The organism is Streptomyces sp. NPDC096048 (genome assembly GCF_044763415.1).
GTDB lineage: Bacteria > Actinomycetota > Actinomycetes > Streptomycetales > Streptomycetaceae > Streptomyces.
This window is the reverse complement of sequence record NZ_JBIWGG010000001.1, coordinates 713,868-733,172: the sequence shown is the minus strand read 5'-3', so window position 1 is coordinate 733,172 and position 19,305 is coordinate 713,868. Positions and strand designations below refer to the sequence as shown.

Below are 19,305 nucleotides of genomic sequence, written 5' to 3'. Positions count from 1 at the left end.
CCGGAAAGAACCGGCGGCCCTACCAGCCGAGGAACCCCGTGAGTGACACCCCATTCGGATTCGGCCTTCCGCCGGAGGAGCCGGACGACGGCGACGAGGGCAAGAAGAAGGACCAGCAGGGCGGCGGTGGTCAGGGACCGGCCAACCCGTTCGGATTCGGGACGCCCGGAGCCGGAGGCTTCGGCGGCCCCGGTGCGGACAACCCGTTCGCCGCCATGTTCGGTTCCATGAACCCCAACGACCTGGGCGCCGCCTTCCAGCAGCTGGGCCAGATGCTCTCCTACGAGGGCGGCCCGGTGAACTGGGACATGGCCAAGCAGATCGCCCGCCAGACGGTCTCCCAGGGGACGCCGGACGGCACGAAGGACGCCAGCGTCGGCCCCGCCGAGCGCAATGCCGTCCAGGAGGCCGTCCGCCTGGCCGACCTGTGGCTGGACGACGCGACCGCCCTGCCCTCCGGCGCGGGTACCGCGGTGGCCTGGAGCCGCGCGGAGTGGGTCGAGGCGACCCTGCCGGCGTGGCGGGAGCTCGTCGATCCGGTCGCCGAGCGCGTCGGCACCGCCATGGGCGACGTGCTGCCCGAGGAGATGCAGGCCATGGCCGGCCCGCTGATCGGCATGATGCGTTCCATGGGCGGCGCCATGTTCGGCACGCAGATCGGGCAGGCCGTCGGCGTGCTCGCCGGTGAGGTCGTCGGCTCGACCGACGTCGGCCTGCCGCTCGGCCCGGCCGGTAAGGCCGCGCTGCTGCCGGTGAACGTCGAGGCGTTCGGCAAGGACCTCGGCGTGCCGCAGGAGGAGGTGCGGCTCTATCTCGCCCTGCGTGAGGCCGCCCACCAGCGACTTTTCGCGCATGTGCCGTGGCTGCGCTCACACCTGTTCGGCGCGGTCGACGGCTACGCCCGCGGGATCAAGGTCGACACGGCCAAGCTGGAGGACGTGGTCGGCCAGTTCGACCCGCAGAACCCCGAGCAGCTGCAGGAGGCTCTCCAGCAGGGCATGTTCCAGCCGGAGGACACCCCCGAGCAGAAGGCGGCGCTGGCCCGTCTGGAGACGGCTCTGGCCCTTGTCGAAGGCTGGGTGGACGCGGTGGTGCACGCCGCCGCCAAGCCGCGCCTGTCCTCCGCCGACGCGCTGCGCGAGACGCTGCGCCGCCGTCGCGCCTCGGGCGGACCGGCGGAGCAGACCTTCGCCACGCTGATCGGCCTGGAGCTGCGCCCGCGCCGCCTGCGCGACGCCTCCCGTCTGTGGGCCTCCCTGACGGACGCGCGCGGTGTCGACGGCCGGGACGGTCTGTGGGCCCACCCGGACATGCTGCCGACCGCGACCGACCTGGACGACCCGGACGGTTTTGTCCACCGTGAGCAGCTCGACTTCTCCGAGCTGGACAAGATGCTCGGCGAGGCGGCCGGCAAGCCCGACCTGAAGAAGAAGGACGAGAAGAACGAGAAGGACGAGAAGGGCCGGGACGAGGCCGACGGCAAGGGCGACGGCGCCGAGTGAGCCTCCACGACGACGCGGTCCTGGTCCTGAAGGACTACGCGGGCCAGGACGAACTGCGGCACGTCTATCTGGATCACCTCGCCACGCACCCGGACGGCATGTGGAAGGCCTGCGGGGACGGGCACATCACGGCGAGCGCCCTGGTGATCGACCCCTCGCGCGGGCGGGTCCTGCTGACCCTCCACAAGAAGCTGCGCATGTGGCTGCAGATGGGCGGCCACTGCGAGCCGGTCGACGAGACGCTGGCGAGGGCCGCCCTGCGCGAGGGGACCGAGGAGTCCGGCATCGCCGGCCTGGCTCTGGTCCCCGGCGGCCCGGTGCGGCTGGACCGCCACCACACGCCCTGCGCCTGGCACCTGGACGTCCAGTACGCGGCGGTGGCTCCGGAGGGGGCCGTGGAGGCGATCAGCGACGAGTCCCTCGACCTGCGCTGGTTCCCGTACGCCGAGGTCGCGGAGGTGGCCGACGAGTCGGTCGTACGCCTGCTGGAGGCGGCCCGCGCCCGGCTCTGAATCGGGTAAGGGGTGACCGCCCTTGCGATCACCCCTTACGACCCTGGCGACAGCGCGCCGCGCGCTCAGCTCCAGACGTTGCCCTGGTTCTGACCGCGGGCGCTCTGCTGCCCCATGCCGTACTGCGCGGCGAGCCCCTGCCCGAGCTGGGCGTTCTGCGGCGGCAGCAGCTCGCTGGGCTGGACGAGGGCGAAGCCGCTGCCCATGAAGCTGAGCTCCCAGCCCTCACCGGTGTTGCCGCGGCGCCGCCACACCCCGGAGGAGTGCGTCTGGGCCTGCATCTGCACGCGCAGACCGGTGGACCAGGCGACGATCGCGTCCGCGTCGCAGTTGACGTACTTGTCGGGCGTCACCTGCATCAGCAGCGGGGAGCCCGAGGTCATCAGGGCGACCTTGCCCCGGCCGGTGATGTTGAGCTGGTACTTCCCCGAGCCGGAGATGCCGTACAGGCTGTCGACCGCGATGACCTCGTGGTGCAGGGACGAGTCCATCGCCAGCACATAGCTGCTGTCGACGGTGAGACCCTCCTGGTCGACCTCCATCACCTGGACGCACTGGGCGAGGTTGGCGAAGAAGACCGTGCCCTGCCCGTGGCAGCGCATCAGGTCCAGGCCCTCACCGGTGTGCGCACGCGCGCGTGACTGGTTGTTGCTCTGGTACTCGGCGTCGAACTCGACGAGCCCCTGGTAGGCGACCATCGTGCCCTTGCGGGCGAGCACGTCGTCGTGGCCTTCCAGGGCGACGCGGAGCATGTGCTTGTTCTGCAGGCTCCAGGCTTCCTGGGTCTGCTGGTCGTTGTGGGCGAAAAGCGGGCTCTGCATGATGTTCTGGCTCCCCCTCAGCCCCGGACCCGGAGGCGGTCGGTGCTGTCCTCACTGGGCTGGACGACGACGATGCCCTGACCGGAGAAGGCCATCTGGTAGGCCTCGCCGCTGCCGCGGCCGATCAGCGACTGCGCCTTGAAGCTGCGCTTGCCCTTCACCTTGAGGTTCGGGGACCAGGCGACGAGCGCGTCCGGGTCGACGTACGTCTCGTCCTCACCACCGCCGCAGTCGACCACGATCGGCTTGCCCCGGGAGGTGAGCGCGACCCACCCCTGCCCGGAGATCTTGGTGTTCCACAGGCCCTGGCCGGCGAACTTCGCCAGGCCCTTGACCCGCTCCACGCCCCACGTCAGGTGGGCGTCGAAGGCGAGCAGGTTGGTGGCGTTGACGGAGATCCCGTCACCGTTGAGGTTGATGACGACGACGTTGGCACCGTAGTCGGCGAGGTAGAGCAGACCGTCGCCGGAGCACTTCATCAGGGGCGCGCCCTCGCCGGTCATCCAGTCCTTCGCGATCTGGCGGACGGCGGGCGGATTGGGCTCGTACTGGACGAAGCCCTCGTAGGCGGTCATCGAGCCCACGCGCGCGAGGAGGTCGTTTCCGGTCTGCATGGCGACCTTCAGCATGTGGTTGCCGTGGTTCTCCATGCGTGCGGTGACCGGTGCGGGAGCGTAGCCCGCGAGCGGCTGGTTCATGTCGGGCTCTCCCTCAGATCTCGTACGGCTGGACGATGACGAAGTTGCCGGGTGCCGCCCGGAACTGCAGGTTGACACTCTCGCCCGTGTCGCCCGCGTAGGAGTTCCGGCGCATCCGCACCTGGCTGGAGACGACCACCTGGGCGGCTGCCGACCAGGCGACGACGGCGTTGCAGTCGGCGAACGTGGTGGGCGTGACCGGCAGCACCACGGGCACGCCGTGCGTCTTGACGATGATCGTGCCGGTGCCCTGGAACTGCATCGTGAACAGCGCGCCGCCGGGAATGCCGTGCCCCTCGATACGGCGGACCTCGTGCTGGAGGCTCTCGTCGAAGGCGAGGACGTTCTCCGCGGAGACGCAGATGGCGTCGCCCTGGAGCTCGATGGGGTGCAGCATCGCGGAGTTGTCGGCGAGGAACACCTGTCCCTTGCCGGTGCAGCGCATCAGCTGCATCTCCTGGCCGGTGGCGTTGCCCACGACCCGGCCGGCGAATCCGGCGCCCTTGTAGCTGAAGTCGACCTTGCCCTGGTAGAGCACCATGCTGCCCTGCCGGGCCAGCACGGGCAGGCCTTCCGCGCCGAGGTCGACGCGGACCAGCTTCTTGTTCTGCTGGGTCCAGCGCTGACCGGTCGCCGTCTCCTTGAACTGCTGGAGCGCGGCCATCACCCCGGCGCCCTGCGGCGCGCCCTGGGGCATGCCCTGCGGGGCGGCCTGCTGACCATAGGCGGCGGGCGGGGCCGGCTGGCCGTAGCCGGGCGGCGGGGTGGGCTGGCCGTAGCCGGGAGGCGGGGTCGGCTGGCCGTAGCCGGGCGGCGGGGTGGGCTGCCCGTAATCGGGAGGCGGGGTCGGCTGGCCGTAGCCGGGCGGCGGGGTCGGCGGCTGGGGAGCTTGCGGCTGGCCGTAGCCGGGAGGCGGCGGGGCACCCTGGCCGGGGATCTGGCCGTACGGCGGCTGCTGCTGACCGGGCTGGCCCGGCTGGCCCGGCTGGCCGTGCGGGGCGGGCGCCGGGGCCGGGGGCGGCACCGGGGAGCCGCCGGGCGGCGTGTTCATGGGCGCGACGATGGTCTGCGCGGCGTGCACGTCGGGCCCGGGCGCCGGGGCGGGGGGCGTGGCGGCCGGCGGAGGGGCGAAGCCCTGCGGGGCGGGCTGCGCGGGGGCGGGGGCCGCGGCGGGCTCAGGAGCGGCGGCGGGCGCGCCGAACGCCGGCGGCACCGAGGCCTGGGCGGGCGGGGCGAAGCCCGGGGCGGCGCCGGCCTGCGGCTGCTGCGCCTGCTGCGGCGCGGGCGGCTCCTCCTCGGCCACCTCGCCGCCGAAGTTCTTCAGCAGCGCGTCCAATCCGCCGTCGAAGCCCTGCCCGACGGCGGCGAAACGCCACACGTCCTTCAGGTAGAAGTCACCCAGCATCACGGCGCGCTCGGTGGTGAACTCGGAGCCGCTGAACGGATACCGGGCCACCTCCTCGCCGCCCGCGACGATGCGGATGTATCCGGGGCCGACCTGCGACATCTGTCCGGCGCCGTCGATAGTCGCCGTGAAGGACAGCTTCCGCACCTGCGGCGGGATCCTGTCGAGGGTGACCCGGAAGGACTCCGTGTCACCCGCCTGCGCACCCAGGAGCTGGATGGACTCCTCGGGGGACTTCGGTTGATTGAAGAACACGAAGTACCGGTCGTCCGACAACCGCTCGTCGGCGTCGAGACCGAAGCAGCTGATGTCGAAGCTCAGTCCGGGGCCGGAGATCTGCACGCCTACGTACAGATCCGTGCCCGCGGTGAGGTCACTGATCCTGGCCTTGTGGCCGCGTTGGAATTCCCTGGCCATACGTTCCGACCGTCCCCCATCCGAATGTGAGTGCGTCGCGCCAGGCTAACGGCAACCCCGGACACCGGAGGCAGTCGGTACAGAGCCGGTACAGAACCCGTGCGCCGCCGTGCCGGACGCCCCGCCGGGGCACGCTCGGGGGCGCGCGCTATTCGCCGCGAGCGCCGGGTACGTGCGGCAACCGGTCGGCGGCGACCACGCCCTCGAGGTAGCCGCGGGCCCGCTCGGTCCTCGGATACGCCTCCAGCAACCGCCAGAACCGGGGCCCGTGCCCCGGGACGAGCAGATGCGCCAGTTCGTGGAGAAGGACGTAGTCGACGACGTACTCGGGCATGCCCTGGAGACGGTGCGACAGCCGGATGCTTCCCTCGGACGGGGTGCACGAGCCCCACCGCGTGTTCTGGTTGGTGACCCAGCGGACCGAGGTGGGCCGGGCCCGGCCGTCGAAGTACTGGCCCGACAGGCGCTCCGCCCGCTCGGCCAGTTCGGCGTCGCCGAGGACCCGCTTGCTCTCCTGGGCGGCCAGCTTGTCCAGCATGACGCTCACCCAGCGTTGCTCCTCCGCCTCGGACATCCGGGCGGGGATCAGCACGACGGTGCGGTCGCCCTCGCGGTACGCGGAGACCGTCCGGCGTCGCCGGGTGCTCCTGCGGACCTCGATCGCGCTCGCCCCCGAGCCGTTCGGCGGCGGATTCGTCGGTGTGCGCTGGGGCGCCCCGGCGCGGTGCAGTGGGTCGGCGGACACGCCACGACGTTACCCGCTGCACACGGGGAAGTCCCGGCTCCGCGATGCTTCGGTGCCGATCCGCCACCCTCCTTGAGGTGGACGACTGATTTGTACGACGAACACCCACCACCTGTGGATAACTTTCGACGCCCTGCCGCCCATCCGGGCATGCTGGCACTCGCCGGCGGATTCGCGACCGACCGCACGAACCGGTACGCGACGACCACCGCCGGACACACGGGGACGTTCGAAGACCGTCGAAGACCTACGGGGGACCTGGCATGCATCCGATGGTGAAGCCCGCGCTGAGGCGCGGCTGGCGCGATCTGAACACCGTGCAGTTCGGGATGACGCCGGCGCACGCGCTGACACTCGGCCCGGTGGACACGGCGACGGGAAGCTTCCTCGAGCTGCTCAACGGCACCCGCGGTACGGCTCTCCTGCGCGAGGAGGGACGACGCATGGACCTGCCGGACGGACACGTCGACCGGGTGGTGGAGGGGCTGGCCCGGGCCGGGCTCCTCGACGACGCGCGGGGCGGCGGGCCGGACGCCGACGCCCTGCGGGAGAAGAAGGACGTCCTCGACCGGCTCCGTCCCGATCTCGCCTCACTGTCTCTGACCACCTCCGAACCGGGGGACGCCATGAGGCACCTGGCCGCCCGGCGCGCGCTGCGGGTGCGGGTGAGAGGTGCGGGCCGGGTGGGCGCGGTGCTCGCCGGCCTGTTGTCGGGCGCGGGCGTCGGGGAGATCGACGTGCTCGACGGCGGACGCGTCGAGCCGTGGGACGTCGCCCCGGGCGGGCTGCCCGCCGAGTCTGTCGGCGATCGCCGCGACGAGACGGCCCGCCGCGCGGTCCGCCGGGCCGCTCCCGGCCGGCCGCCGCGCCGCGGTCCCACGACGCCCGAGGGGAGCGCCCCGGGCTTCTCCCTGGTGGTCGTCGCGCCGCGCGACGACGTGGCGGTGCACACACCCGACCCTGCCGCCGCCGAGCCCCTCATGGCCTCCGGTACGCCCCACCTGTACGCCGGCGTCGTGGAGGGTACCGGCGTCGTCGGCCCTCTCGTCCTGCCTGGCGAGACGGGGTGCGCGGGCTGTCTGCACGCGGACCGCACCGACCGGGATCCGGCCTGGCCCCGCCTGGTGGCGCAGTGGCGCTCGGGCCGACAGCACCGGGTACGGCCCTGCGACCTCACCCTCGCCACGACCGTCGCCGGGCTCGCGGCGGCCCACGCGCTCGCCTTCCTGGACGGCCGGACGCCTTCGAGCGCCGGTGCCCGCTGGGAGGTTTCACTGCCTGGTCTGCGGTGGCACACGCGGCCGGTCCCGGCCCATCCCGCGTGCCCGTGCGGAGCCGCGGAGAAAGGTAAGCAGGAACACACCCCCGGGGACGGGGGGCGGCGCGCGACAATGGCTGGGCAAGGGCCGTCGGCGGAAGCACGCCATGAGGCAGAACCGGCGCGGCCGGCTGGGACTTGGAGGGCGCATGTCTGATCTTCCGCGCAAGGCGGTCACCCGGACCGCCAAGCTCGCCGCGCTTCCGCTCGGCTTCGCCGGGCGGGCTACCTGGGGGCTCGGCAAGCGAATCGTGGGCGAGTCCGCGGAGATCGTCGGCCAGCAGCTGCAGCAGCGCACCGCGGAGCAGTTGTTCAAGGTGCTGGGCGAGCTCAAGGGCGGGGCGATGAAGTTCGGACAGGCCCTGTCCGTCTTCGAGTCCGCGCTGCCCGAGGAGGTCGCCGGTCCCTATCGGGCGGCACTGACCAAGTTGCAGGAGGCCGCACCGCCGATGCCGACCCGCACGGTGCACTCCGTGCTCGCGGAGCGGCTCGGCGAGGACTGGCACGACCTGTTCCTGGAGTTCGAGGACAAGCCCGCCGCGGCCGCCTCGATCGGCCAGGTGCACCGGGCGGTGTGGCACGACGGCCGCGAGGTGGCGGTCAAGGTGCAGTACCCGGGCGCCGGCGAAGCACTGCTGTCCGACCTGAACCAGCTCAGCCGCTTCGCCCGCCTGCTCGGCCCGCTGGTTCCCGGCATGGACATCAAGCCGCTGATCACGGAGCTGAAGGACCGGGTCTCCGAGGAACTGGACTACGACCTGGAGGCCCAGGCCCAGCGGACTCACGCCGAGGAGTTCGCGGACGACCCGGACATCGTGGTGCCGGACGTCGTCCACCAGTGCGAGCAGGTGCTGGTCACCGAGTGGATCGACGGCCTACCGCTGTCGGAGATCATCGCGGACGGAACACCGGAGCAGCGCGACCGGGCCGGCCAGCTCCTGGCCCACTTCCTCTTCTCGGGCCCTGCGCGCACCGGCCTCCTGCACGCCGACCCGCACCCCGGCAACTTCCGCCTGCTGCCCGGCGGGCCGGACGGCGAGGACGACTGGCGCCTGGGCGTTCTGGACTTCGGCACGGTCGACCGCCTGCCGGGCGGCCTGCCCGAGCCCATCGGGGCGGCCCTGCGCATGACGCTGGACGGCGAGGCGGACGCCGTCTACGAGATGCTCTGCGCGGAGGGCTTCGTCAAGGAGTCGATAGAGCTGGACCCCGACGCCGTCCTCGACTACCTCCTGCCGATCATCGAGCCGGCCCGGGTCGACGAGTTCACCTTCACCCGTGGCTGGATGCGGAGCCAGGCGGCTCGGATCGGCGACCCCCGCTCCCCCGCGTACCAGCTGGCCAAGCAGCTCAACCTGCCGCCGGCCTACCTGCTGATCCACCGCGTGACCTTGAGCACCATCGGCGTGCTGTGCCAGCTGGGAGCGACGGTGCGGCTGCGTGACGAGTTGGAGGAGTGGCTGGTGGGATTCGTCCCCGAGGAAGACGGCGAGTACGAGGCGGGGGACGAGTACGAAGCGGAGGAAACGGCGGCCGAGGCGTGAGCCGCCGGAGCTGAACGGGCCGTGGGGGCCGATCCGTTGGACGGACCGGCCCCCACGGGAAGAGCTTCGCCTCCCGGGCCGGGAGGCTACCGCTTCAGGTGTGCTCGGTTACTGCATGACGGCCATGGCGAGCGCCCGCCGGGCACGCCTAGAGGCGCGCTCGGCTCGGCGCTGCATCCGGCGAGCGGTCGCCAGGCGCAGGGCCCGGCGTTCCCGCTCTGCCTCATGCAGGCGGTCGTGCATATGCGCACGAGCCAGGGCTTCTGGGATGAGTTGCATCTCACGGGTCCTGTTCTGACGCGAGTCCCTCGCGTCGCTGGTGGTGAAGTCTTCAGGCGCGGAGCCTGCGATGTCGTGGGTGGACGGCTTCATCGGGGCCTGCTTCTTGGGGTCGTACGTGAGGGGGCGATCGATCGTTCCTGCGGTGTTCATGCCGAGACCGGGTTCTTGCGCGGGCGGCCACGGGGCCGCTTCCGGGCAACGACGACTCCCTGCACGAACAGCTCGCCACCCCAGACGCCCCAGGGCTCACGCCGCTCCTTGGCGCCGGCGAGGCAGGCCTCGATCAGCGGGCAGGTGCGGCAGAGGGACTTGGCGTACTCGATGTCCGCAGGCGACTCGGCGAAGAAGACCTCCGGGTCGTAGGAGCGGCAGGGGACGGGCACGCCGAGGTTCTCGATGGCGTCGTCGAGCGCGGTGAGCGCGGTGAGCGGGGTCAAGGTGGAGTCCTCCGTGGGGACGGGCTTGGGGATCGTGTCGGAAGGCGGTACGGACGGGGCGTGCGCTTCGAGTTGCACGGGTGGTCTTCCTCGTCTGGTCGTTCCGGCCGGTCGGCCGGGTGCGGCTTGGTACCGGGTTCTTTTCTTGTCCCGAGGCTCCTTCGTGCTGCCGTCCCCGTTCGGGGACAAACAGAAGGGCCGCGGATCCCGGGTGGGGTTCCGCGGCCCTGAAGGCGCCGGCCTGATCGTCGATCAGGCTGGATCGCTCCAGGGTTCTGGCCCACGGAAGGCCCACATCAGGTGGTGCTGCGTCGTCTGCTTCCGGAATCCGGCACCGGTCGCGGTAAAGGCATAGGCCTGCGCCTGTGCCGCTACTGCTGCTTCCAGTGCCTTCGTCGGTCGCTCATTGCGCTCACGGACGGGAAGGCCCGCGGGGGCAACGGAGGCGGAGGCCGGACGCACGGCACGAATGCCGGACAGACCGGTGCCCGGGTTGGAAACGCCGAGCATGCACAGGGAGACGGCCGAGCGATCGGTCAGTTTGGCGGTGGAGCTGACGATGGAGCTGGTGTTGATGCTGATCACTGGGCTCGCCTCCTCTCGGCGTCTCGGGGGACTGGCATGAACCAGTCCGCGGATATGCAAGTACAACACGGATTCAGGGCCTCCGGGAAGGCCGCTGTTCCCGTGACCAAGAACCTATGGGGATTCCCGGGGCATGCGCAAACTATTTTCTCGACGAGTTTGTATCAGCCGTCCTCGTCCCTTCCCACCCCGCTCTGGCCTGCGCAGATGGCCAGGACGTCGGCTCCGTAGCGGTTGAGCTTGCGTGCTCCGACTCCCGGGATGCGTGCCAGCTCGCGCTCGTCCTCCGGGACGGACTCGGCGATCGCCATCAGCGTCTTGTCGGTGAAGACGCAGAACGCGGGCTGCCCGCTGCGCCCCGCCTGGATCGCACGCCACTCGCGCAGCCGCTCGTAGACACCCTCGTCCATGTCGGACGGGCAGTCCTCGCAACGCATCAGCTTCATCTCACCCGCGTCGGTGAGCGTGCGCCCGCAGACCCGGCAGCGGGCCGGGGTCCGCTGCGTCCGTCTCGGGACGGCGGCCGCCGCGCCGCCGCGCCCGAAGCCACGCTCCACGCCTCCGGGCCCGCCCGCGGCCGTACGCCCGCCTGCCGTCCCCGAGCCGGGCCGCAGCCCCTTCAGGAAGCGGCTGGGACGACGGCTGGGCCGGCCGCCGGGTGAGCGGGCGAGCGCCCAGGACAGGTACAGGTGTTCGCGCGCACGGGTGACGCCGACGTAGAGGAGACGGCGCTCCTCCTCGATCTGCTCGTCGGTCTTTGCGTAGGTGATCGGCATCATGCCCTCGGCGACGCCCACCAGGAAGACGACGTCCCACTCCAGGCCCTTGGCCGAGTGCAGGGAGGCGAGGGTGACGCCCTGCACCGTCGGGGCGTGCTGGGCGCCCGCCCGCTCGTCGAGTTCGGTCACCAGGTCGCTCAGCGTGGCGCCCGCTCTCGCGGCGGCGAAGTCCTGGGCGAGGTTGACGAGGGCGGCCAGTGACTCCCAGCGCTCGCGGACGGCACCCGACCCGGCCGGGGGCTGCGGCGTCCATCCCTCGCCGGAGAGAACCGCACGGACCTGGGAGGGCAGGTCGACGGCGTCGTCGAGGAGGGAGTCGTTGCCGCCGAAGCGCGCCGCGGCCCGCAGGGAGCTGCCGGCCTTGCGCACCTCAGGGCGGTCGAAGAAGCGCTCGGCGCCGCGCAGCTGGTACGGGACCCCGGCGTCGGCGAGGGCCTGCTCGTAGGTCTCCGACTGTGCGTTGGTGCGGAACAGGACCGCGATCTCGGCGGCCGGAACGCCCGAGTCGATGAGTTCGCGGATGCGCCGTGCGGCGCCCTCGGCCTCCGCCGGTTCGTCGGTGTACTCGGTGTAGACGGGCTCGGGGCCCGCGGGACGCTGGGAGACCAGCTCCAGACGGTGGTCGGCGGCCCGGCCCCGGGCCTGGGCGAGCAGGCCATTGGCGAGGTGGACCACCTGGGGGGTGGAGCGGTAGTCACGGACCAGCTTGACGACGGTGGCGCCGGGGTGGCGGCCGCGGAAGTCGAGCAGATGGTCGGGGGTTGCTCCCGTGAACGAATAGATCGTCTGGCTGGCGTCGCCGACCACGCACACGTCGTCGCGGTCGCCGAGCCACAGCTCCAGCAGGCGCTGCTGAAGGGGGCTCACGTCCTGGTACTCGTCGACCACGAAGTGCTGGTACTGGGCGCGGACCTGTTCGGCGACGTCGTGACGGTCCTGGAGGACGGCCACCGTCAGCAGCAGCACGTCCTCGAAGTCGATGACGCCACGCCCGCGCTTGAGGTCCTCGTACGCGGAGTAGAGCTGGGCGATCTCGGCCGGGTCGCGGGGCGCCTCGCGGCCGGCCTTGGCCGCCGCGAGGGCGTAGTCGGCGGGGACGGTCTGGGTCACCTTGGACCACTCGATCTCGGCGGTGGCGTCGCGCAGCTCGCCCCGGTCGAGGCGGATGCGGCAGGCGGCGGCCGCGTCGGCGACGAGCTGGATCTTGCGGTCGACGAGCCGGGGCAGGGAGCCACCGATCGCTTTCGGCCAGAAGTACTGGAGCTGGCGCAGCGCCGCCGAGTGGAACGTGCGGGCCTGGACACCTGCGGCACCGAGCTGGCGCAGCCGGCCGCGCATCTCCCCGGCGGCACGGTTGGTGAAGGTGACCGCGAGGACGCTGGAAGGCTGGAGGATCCCGGCGCGTACCCCGTAGGCGATGCGGTGGGTGATCGCCCGGGTCTTGCCGGTACCGGCACCCGCCAGCACGCACACCGGCCCACGCAGGGCGGTCGCCACCTCGCGTTGCTCGGGGTCGAGCCCTTCGAGCACCGCGTCGGCCGAGTCCGGTACCTGCGGGAAGAGGGTGGAGTGCGTTGCTGCTGTCACACCGCCATGCTGCCAGGTCGCGGGAGACGGGTGAGCCGGTTGTCCACAGGCACGCACCGATAGTCGTACTGATGCGACAGGCGTCACGCGCCGCGATGTCCCCGGAACGGCACCCGGAGGCGCCCCGGAGCCGCCTGGAGTCGCCTGGAGTCGCCCCGGGAATGGTGGCGCCTCCACAGACGTTCCCTCCGTGCGACCTCATCCCCGAGCCGCCGAAGGAGCGCGATAGACATGCCGGGCACTGTGACGATGTACAGCACCACGTGGTGCGGCTACTGCCGCCGGCTGAAGAGCCAGATGGACCGCGAGGGCATCGCGTACACCGAGATCAACATCGAGCAGGACCCGGAGTCCGCCGCGTTCGTGGAGAAGGCGAATGGCGGAAACCAGACGGTGCCGACCGTGCTCTTCCCGGACGGCTCGACGCTGACGAACCCGTCGCTGGCGCAGGTGAAGCAGAAGATCGGCGCGTAAGCGGCAAGACGCGCACGACGTGTAGAGGGGTGGCCCTCCCCGCCTGGGGGAGGGCCACCCCTCTACACGTGTTCCTGCCTCAGAAAGCGCCGCGCGTCGGCAGCGGCTTGCCGTACCAGAGCTCGATGAGACGGGCCGCGATCGAGATGCCGTAGGGCGGGAGCACCTCGCCGGACTCGAAGGCGGCGCCCAGCTCGTCGCGGGAGAACCAGCGGGCCTCGTGGATCTCGTCACCGTCGACGTTGATCTCGGTCGAGGTGGCGCGGGCCATGAAGCCCAGCATCAGGCTGGACGGGAACGGCCAGGGCTGGCTGGCGACGTACTCGACGGGGCCGACGATGACGCCGGCCTCCTCGTACACCTCGCGGCGGACCGACTGCTCGATGGACTCGCCGGGCTCCACGAAGCCGGCGAGCGTCGAGAAACGGCCCTCGGGCCAGTGAACCTGGCGGCCGAGCAGGATGCGGTCCTCCCCGTCCGTGACCGCCATGATCACCGCGGGGTCGGTGCGCGGGTAGTGCTCGGCACCACAGGCGGGGCAGCGGCGGATGTGGCCGGCGGCGGCGATGACGGTGCGCTCGCCGCAGCGGGAGCAGAACCGGTGCAGTCGCTGCCAGTTCTCCAGGGCGACCGCGTGGGCCATCAGGCCCGCGTCGCGGGGGGACAGGAGCAGACCGGCCTCGCGCAGGCCCGCCGCGCGCGCGGACTGGTCCATGCGGCCGGGCAGGGAGTCCTTCTGGAGGGCGAAGTAGCTGACACCGTCCTCGTCGGTGCCCAGGAAGTAGCGGTGTGCCTCGGTGAGCGGGGCCTCGAAGGAGGGGGTCATGACGACTTCGGTACGCCCGTCGGGCGTCTCGTCGATGAGGACCTGGCCGCCGGAGACCACGAAGCAGCGCGTCGACGGGTGGCTCCACGCCGCCGCGAGCCAGGCCTCGTCGAGACGGTGATGGGCGGCGCGGTCGACGCCGCTCGGGGCGGTGAGCGAGATGGGACGGTCGGCGGTGTGGTGGGTCCAGGTGGTCACGGGTGCTTCCAACTCCCCCGGTGAGCGGTTCGGTTCGGCAGACGGTTCAGCGGGTCTTGGGGCGGGTGGCGACCGGGTCCGGAGGGCTCGGCGGTGCGGGGCGGCCTTTCCAGTGTGCCGCGCGCGTGATGCCGGTCCGGACCCGGACCGTGCGGGCGCTCAAGGCGAGTGGCGCCAGTACTCCGCCAGGTCGCCCCACAGGTGGGCGGAGGTTTCGACGCCCTTGAGCAGCAGGTCGATCTCGACCTTCTCGTCGGGAGCGTGCCAGCCGTCGGACGGGACGGAGATGCCCAGGAAGAGAACGGGTGCGCCGAGGACCTCCTGGAGGTCGGCGGCCGGTCCCGAGCCGCCCTCGCGGGTGAAACGGACCGGTTTCTCGAAGGCCCGGCCCATGGCGCGGACCACCGACTGCAGCGCCGGATGGTCCAGCGGCGTCAGGCACGGGCGCGTGGCCCCGCTGAAGGTGATCTCGCTGCGGATCCCGGCGGGCACCTGCTCGGCGGCCCAGGCGCGGACGGCCTTCTCGACATGGTCGGGGTCCTGGCCCGCGACCAGCCGGAAGGAGAGCTTCACCATGGCGGACGACGGGATGATCGTCTTGCTGCCGGGGCCCTGGTAGCCGCCGCCGATGCCGTTGACCTCGGCGGTGGGGCGGGCCCAGATGCGCTCCAGGGTGGTGTGCCCGGCCTCGCCGTGGACGGCGTACGACTTGGCCGTGCGCAGCCACCGCGGCTCGTCGAAGGGCAGCTCGGCGAAGAGGTCGCGTTCCTTGTCGGTGAGTTCGATCACGCCGTCGTAGAAGCCCGGGATCGCCACGCGCGCGTCCTCGTCGTGCAGGGCGGCGACGAGTCGGGCGACGGCGGTGGCCGGGTTGGGGACCGCGCCGCCGAAGGATCCCGAGTGGATGTCCTGGTCGGGTCCGTGCAGCCGGATCTCGCACTCGGCGAGGCCGCGCATGCCGGTGCAGACCGTAGGGGTGTCCTCGGACCACATGCCGGTGTCGGAGACGATCACCGCGTCGGCGGTGAGCCGCTCGGCGCGCTCCTCGACCAGGGCTCGGAAGTGCGGGGAACCGGACTCCTCCTCGCCCTCGATCAGCAGCTTGAGGTTCACCGCGGGGGCGGTGCGGCCGGTGGCGGCGAGGTGGGCACGGACGCCGAGCGTGTGGAAGAACACCTGCCCCTTGTCGTCGGCCGCCCCGCGCGCGTAGAGGCGGTTTCCGCGGACGACGGGCTCGAAGGGTTCGCTGTTCCAGCCGTCCTCGCGGGCGGCGGGCTGTACGTCGTGGTGGCCGTAGACGAGGATCGTCGGTGCCTGCGGGTCGCCGGCGGGCCATTCGGCGAAGACGGCCGGGGCGCCCGGCGTCGGCCAGATCTCGGCGGTCGGGAAGCCGGTCTCCTTCAGCTTGGCGGCGAGCCAGTCGGCGCTGCGGCGCACATCGGTCGCGTGGTCGGGCTGGGCCGACACGGACGGTATGCGCAGCCACTCGCCGAGGTCGTCGAGGAAGGCGGCGCGGTGGTGCTCGATGTACGTACGGACAGCGCTGTCCGGGGTCTCGCTCATGCTCACGAGCCTATCGGCCCGCGCCGACACCCTGATCGTGCGGTTCGTCACCGACCGGGTCGGTCAACAGCAGGTTCTCCAGCGCGGCGCGGCCCGGCAGCCCGTCGGGCCGTACGACCTCGCCGGTGCGTACGTACAGGAAGGCGGCCGTCACCGACTCCAGGGGTACGTGCTGCTGCTCGGCCCAGGCGAGGCGGTAGAGCGCGAGCTGGAGCGGGTCCGCGGTGCCGGCACGGCTCGTCTTCCAGTCGACGATCTCGTACGTCGCCGTCTCGCCGTCGCCCTCCTTGTAGACGGCGTCGATGCGGCCGCGTACGACTCGGCCGGCGAGCGAGAACTGGAACGGCGCCTCGACGCGGTAGGGCGTGCGCCGGGCGTACTCGGTGCGCTCGAAGGCGTCCTTGAGGAACTCCAGGTCGCGTTCGTCGGCGATCTCGGCGTCGCCGCCGGGCAGCTCCTCCGGTTCCAGCAGGGGGAGTGTGAGCGGTTCGAAGCGGGCCTCGACCCAGGCGTGGAAACGGGTGCCGCGGCGGGCGGCGGGCTGGGGCGGGCGAGGCATGGGGCGCGCCAGTTCCTGCGCGAAGCCGTCCGGGTCGGCGGCCAGGCTGAGCAGCTGGGAGGCGGTCAGCGACGCCGGCAGACGTACCTCGGTGACGCTCTCGCGGGCGCGCAGGAGCTCGCCGGTGAGCGCGTCGAGGTCGCGGTCCCAGGAGGCGACGGTCCGAGCCTCCTCCGGGGTGAGGCGGGCGGGGGCGGTTCGTCCGGTTCGCGGTTCCTCGGAGTGGGGACGGGGCAGGTCGGTTCCGCCGGGCTGTCCCGGAGGAGCCGCCTGGTGCGGGATGGCGGGGCTGCCGTCCGGCGCCGTCGCGGCGGGGGCCGACGGGGCGGTGGGCCGGTCCGTGGTCCAGGAGTCCCAGTCGGCGGGATCTTCCGGCCCGCCGGGGTCGCCGGTGATCTCTTCCTCCTGGAGCACCTCGTCGTCCCCGGGCGGCGGCGGCCAGTCCGGGTCGTCGTAGTGGTCCGGGTCGTGCGCGGCAGCGGGACGGTCCTCCTCGTGGGAGGCCAGGTGGGCGAGGACCGTCTCGGCGGCGGCCCGGCGGCGGGCGAGGGCCGCTTCGTCCAGTGGCAGGGGCCAGGCCTGGTCGGCGGTCGGCCGGTGCAGGGCCGGGTTCTCCTCGTCCTCGGCGGGTTCGTCCGCCCAGGCCTCGATCTCGCCGTACCCGGCGGCGCAGTGCTCGTACAGGGCCGTGAGGAAGTCGGACGGTCCGCGGGGCTTCTTCTGGCTCGGGCCCCACCAGTGGCCGGAGCCCAGCAGCAGGGAGCGGGGACGGGTGAAGGTGACGTAGCCGAGGCGGAGTTCCTCGGTGTGCTGGTGGTCCTTCATGGCCTCCTGGAATGCCTTGAGGCCCCGGGAGTCCCAGGATCCGACTTCGGGCAGGGTGTCGGCGTCACCGCGCAGGTCGTGCGGCAGCACCTTGCCCTGGGCGGTCCACTTCTCGCGGCCCTGGCCGCTGGGGAAGGTGCCGGTGACCAGGCCGGGTACGGCGACGACGTCCCACTCCAGGCCCTTGGACTTGTGCGCGGTGAGCACCTTGACGGTGTTCTCGCCCCCGGGCAGGGCGTTGTCCAGGCCCTTCTCGTACTGGGCGGCCGTGCGCAGGAAGCCGAGGAAGGCGAGCAGGGTGGCCTCGCCGTCACTCGCGGCGAAGGACGCGGCGACGTCCAGGAAGTTCGACAGGGTCTCGCGGCGGCGCGCGGCCAGGGCGTGCGGGGACGCCGACAGTTCGACCTCCAGACCGGTGACGGCGAGGACCCGGTGCAGGACGTCCATGAGCGGGTCGGCCAGGGCTCGGCGCAGGTCGCGCAGTTCGGTGGCCAGCCGTGCGAACCGCACCCGCGCGTCGTGCGAGAAGGGCAGTCCGTCGTCGTCGCCGGTGCCGTCCAGCGGCGTCTCCAGGAAGGTGTCGAGGGCGTCCGCGAGCGATATCACCTCGGACGGGTCGACGCCCTCGACGGCCTCGGCGAGCCGCCGGTCGGGGTCGTCGTCGCCCTCCACACGCGCGTGGCTCACCAGCAGCCGGGCGCGGCGGCCCAGGAGGGCGAGGTCGCGCGGGCCGATGCGCCAGCGCGGGCCGGTGAGCAGGCGGACCAGGGAGGCGTTGGCGCCGGGGTCCTGGAGGACTTCGCAGACGGCGACCAGGTCGGCCACCTCCGGCAGGTGCAGCAGTCCGGAGAGGCCCACGACCTCGACGGGGACGTCACGGGCCACCAGCGCGCCCTGGATCTCGGCGAAGTCGGTCGCCGTGCGGCACAGGACGGCGATCTCGCCGGGCGCCTTGCCGGTGCGGACGAGGTGGGCGACGGAGTCGGCGATCCAGGCGATCTCCTCGGCGTGGGTGCGCAGCAGGGCGCAGCGGACCATGCCGTCGCGTTCGGCGCCCGGGGCGGGGCGCAGCGCCTCCACGCCCGCGTGCATGGCGCGCAGGGGCTCGGCGAGGCCGTTGGCGAGGTCGAGGAGGCGGCCGCCGCTGCGGCGGTTCTCGCTGAGCGCCTGGCGGGCGGCAGGGCGCCCGTCGGCGTGCGCGAAGTGCTCCGGGAAGTCGTCGAGGTTGGCGACGGAGGCGCCGCGCCAGCCGTAGATCGCCTGGCAGGGATCGCCCACGGCGGTCACGGGGTGGCCGGTGCCGCCGCCGAACAGGCCCGCCAGGAGGATGCGCTGGGCCACCGAGGTGTCCTGGTACTCGTCGAGCAGCACGACCCGGAACTCGTCGCGCAGGACGCGGCCCACCTCAGGAAGCCCGGCGAGCTGTGCGGACAGGGCGATCTGGTCACCGAAGTCGAGCAGGTCCCGTTCGCGCTTGGCGGCCCGGTAGCGGATCACCAGGTCGGCCAGTTCACGGCGCGCGGCGGCGGCCTCCGGGACCTTGCGCAGATCGGCGTTGCTGAGCCTGACCGACTCCAGGGAGTCCAGGAGGCCGGCGTCCCAGGTGCGCAGTTCCTCCGGGCGTACGAGGTGTTCGGAGAGTTCGGCGTCCAGGGCGAGGAGGTCGCTGACCAGGTCGGCGAAGGAGCGGGTGAGTGCCGGATAGGGGCCGGGAGCCTCGCGCAGCACCCGCGCGGCGAGCTGGTAGCGGGTGGCATCGGCGAGCAGACGGGAGGTCGGTTCCAGGCCGAGGCGCAGGCCGTGGTCGGTCAGGAGGCGGCCCGCGAAGGCGTGGTACGTCGAGATCACCGGTTCGCCCGGCGGGTTGTCCGGGTCGATCACGTCCGGGTCGGTGACGCCGGCCCTGATCAGCGCCTTGCGGACGCGTTCGGCGAGTTCGCCGGCCGCCTTGTTGGTGAAGGTGAGACCGAGGACCTGTTCCGGGGCGACCTGGCCGGTGCCGACCAGCCACACCACGCGCGCGGCCATCACCGTCGTCTTGCCCGACCCGGCTCCGGCCACGATCACCTGCGGGGCGGGCGGCGCGACGATGCAGGCCGTCTGCTCCGGGGTGAAGGGGATACCGAGGAGCTCCTTGAGCTGATCGGGATCGGTGAGATGGGCGGGCACGTCACAGAGGCTAGCGGCGAGCACTGACAGCGGGTGCGGGATCACCTTCCGAGTGAGGA

At 72.1% G+C, this 19,305-nt stretch carries 16 protein-coding genes; 5 read left to right on the top strand and 11 right to left on the bottom strand.

What is annotated here, in order from left to right; all coding sequences use genetic code 11:
* Nucleotides 1–38: 38 nt before the first annotated feature.
* Entirely contained in the window at nt 39–1,502 is a 1,464-nt protein-coding gene (locus ACIQ6R_RS03500; protein WP_404218434.1) for a zinc-dependent metalloprotease, read from the top strand.
* Nucleotides 1,499–2,014, top strand: coding sequence for an NUDIX hydrolase (locus tag ACIQ6R_RS03495; RefSeq protein WP_404170077.1), 516 nt, complete (start codon nt 1,499–1,501; stop codon nt 2,012–2,014). The genes ACIQ6R_RS03500 and ACIQ6R_RS03495 overlap by 4 nt, the downstream gene beginning before the upstream one ends.
* A gap of 65 nt (nt 2,015–2,079) precedes the next feature.
* Here the strand turns inward: ACIQ6R_RS03495 and ACIQ6R_RS03490 are convergent, their stop codons facing one another.
* From ACIQ6R_RS03490 to ACIQ6R_RS03475, 4 genes are all read right to left on the bottom strand, one after another.
* Nucleotides 2,080–2,835: an AIM24 family protein gene (locus ACIQ6R_RS03490; RefSeq protein ID WP_404218432.1), complete on the bottom strand. Its 756-nt coding sequence runs from the start codon at nt 2,833–2,835 to the stop codon at nt 2,080–2,082.
* Between the two features lie 17 nt (nt 2,836–2,852).
* Entirely contained in the window at nt 2,853–3,533 is a 681-nt protein-coding gene (locus tag ACIQ6R_RS03485; RefSeq protein ID WP_217246527.1) for an AIM24 family protein, read from the bottom strand.
* A gap of 13 nt (nt 3,534–3,546) precedes the next feature.
* Complete coding sequence (locus tag ACIQ6R_RS03480; protein ID WP_404218430.1) at nt 3,547–5,355, bottom strand: TerD family protein; 1,809 nt, start codon at nt 5,353–5,355, stop codon at nt 3,547–3,549.
* Between the two features lie 148 nt (nt 5,356–5,503).
* On the bottom strand, nt 5,504–6,100 hold the full coding sequence (locus ACIQ6R_RS03475; RefSeq protein ID WP_404170068.1) for a M48 family metallopeptidase: 597 nt from the start codon (nt 6,098–6,100) through the stop codon (nt 5,504–5,506).
* A 263-nt stretch (nt 6,101–6,363) separates the two neighbouring features.
* Between ACIQ6R_RS03475 and ACIQ6R_RS03470 the strand changes: the two genes are divergently transcribed.
* Nucleotides 6,364–7,575: a TOMM precursor leader peptide-binding protein gene (locus ACIQ6R_RS03470; RefSeq protein WP_404218428.1), complete on the top strand. Its 1,212-nt coding sequence runs from the start codon at nt 6,364–6,366 to the stop codon at nt 7,573–7,575.
* Entirely contained in the window at nt 7,568–8,962 is a 1,395-nt protein-coding gene (locus tag ACIQ6R_RS03465; protein ID WP_404218426.1) for an ABC1 kinase family protein, read from the top strand. The genes ACIQ6R_RS03470 and ACIQ6R_RS03465 overlap by 8 nt, the downstream gene beginning before the upstream one ends.
* Nucleotides 8,963–9,070: 108 nt before the next feature.
* On the opposite strand, the gene ACIQ6R_RS03460 is transcribed toward ACIQ6R_RS03465, so the two are convergent.
* The 4 genes from ACIQ6R_RS03460 to ACIQ6R_RS03445 all read right to left on the bottom strand — a co-directional run bounded on the left by ACIQ6R_RS03460 (nt 9,071) and on the right by ACIQ6R_RS03445 (nt 12,632).
* A complete protein-coding gene (locus ACIQ6R_RS03460; RefSeq protein ID WP_404170060.1) occupies nt 9,071–9,394 on the bottom strand; it encodes a hypothetical protein in 324 nt (107 codons plus the stop codon).
* Complete coding sequence (locus ACIQ6R_RS03455; RefSeq protein ID WP_404218424.1) at nt 9,391–9,759, bottom strand: WhiB family transcriptional regulator; 369 nt, start codon at nt 9,757–9,759, stop codon at nt 9,391–9,393. The genes ACIQ6R_RS03460 and ACIQ6R_RS03455 overlap by 4 nt, the downstream gene beginning before the upstream one ends.
* A 174-nt stretch (nt 9,760–9,933) precedes the next feature.
* A complete protein-coding gene (locus ACIQ6R_RS03450) occupies nt 9,934–10,266 on the bottom strand; it encodes a hypothetical protein (RefSeq protein WP_375924808.1) in 333 nt (110 codons plus the stop codon).
* 164 nt (nt 10,267–10,430) lie between these two features.
* Complete coding sequence (locus ACIQ6R_RS03445; RefSeq protein ID WP_404218421.1) at nt 10,431–12,632, bottom strand: ATP-dependent DNA helicase UvrD2; 2,202 nt, start codon at nt 12,630–12,632, stop codon at nt 10,431–10,433.
* Between the two features lie 231 nt (nt 12,633–12,863).
* Here ACIQ6R_RS03445 and ACIQ6R_RS03440 point away from each other — a divergent pair, with 231 nt between their 5' ends.
* Nucleotides 12,864–13,106 carry a mycoredoxin gene (locus ACIQ6R_RS03440; RefSeq protein WP_004983675.1) on the top strand — a complete coding sequence of 81 codons (243 nt, stop codon included), beginning with the start codon at nt 12,864–12,866 and terminating at the stop codon, nt 13,104–13,106.
* A gap of 79 nt (nt 13,107–13,185) precedes the next feature.
* Here the strand turns inward: ACIQ6R_RS03440 and nudC are convergent, their stop codons facing one another.
* The 3 genes from nudC to ACIQ6R_RS03425 all read right to left on the bottom strand — a co-directional run bounded on the left by nudC (nt 13,186) and on the right by ACIQ6R_RS03425 (nt 19,246).
* A complete protein-coding gene (gene nudC / locus ACIQ6R_RS03435) occupies nt 13,186–14,130 on the bottom strand; it encodes an NAD(+) diphosphatase (protein WP_404218419.1) in 945 nt (314 codons plus the stop codon).
* Between the two features lie 159 nt (nt 14,131–14,289).
* Nucleotides 14,290–15,693, bottom strand: coding sequence for a dipeptidase (locus ACIQ6R_RS03430; RefSeq protein ID WP_404218417.1), 1,404 nt, complete (start codon nt 15,691–15,693; stop codon nt 14,290–14,292).
* Nucleotides 15,694–15,703: 10 nt separating this feature from the next.
* The gene (locus tag ACIQ6R_RS03425) at nt 15,704–19,246 is read right to left on the bottom strand and encodes a UvrD-helicase domain-containing protein (protein ID WP_404218415.1); all 3,543 of its coding nucleotides are present in this window, start codon (nt 19,244–19,246) and stop codon (nt 15,704–15,706) included.
* Between the last annotated feature and the right edge of the window lie 59 nt (nt 19,247–19,305).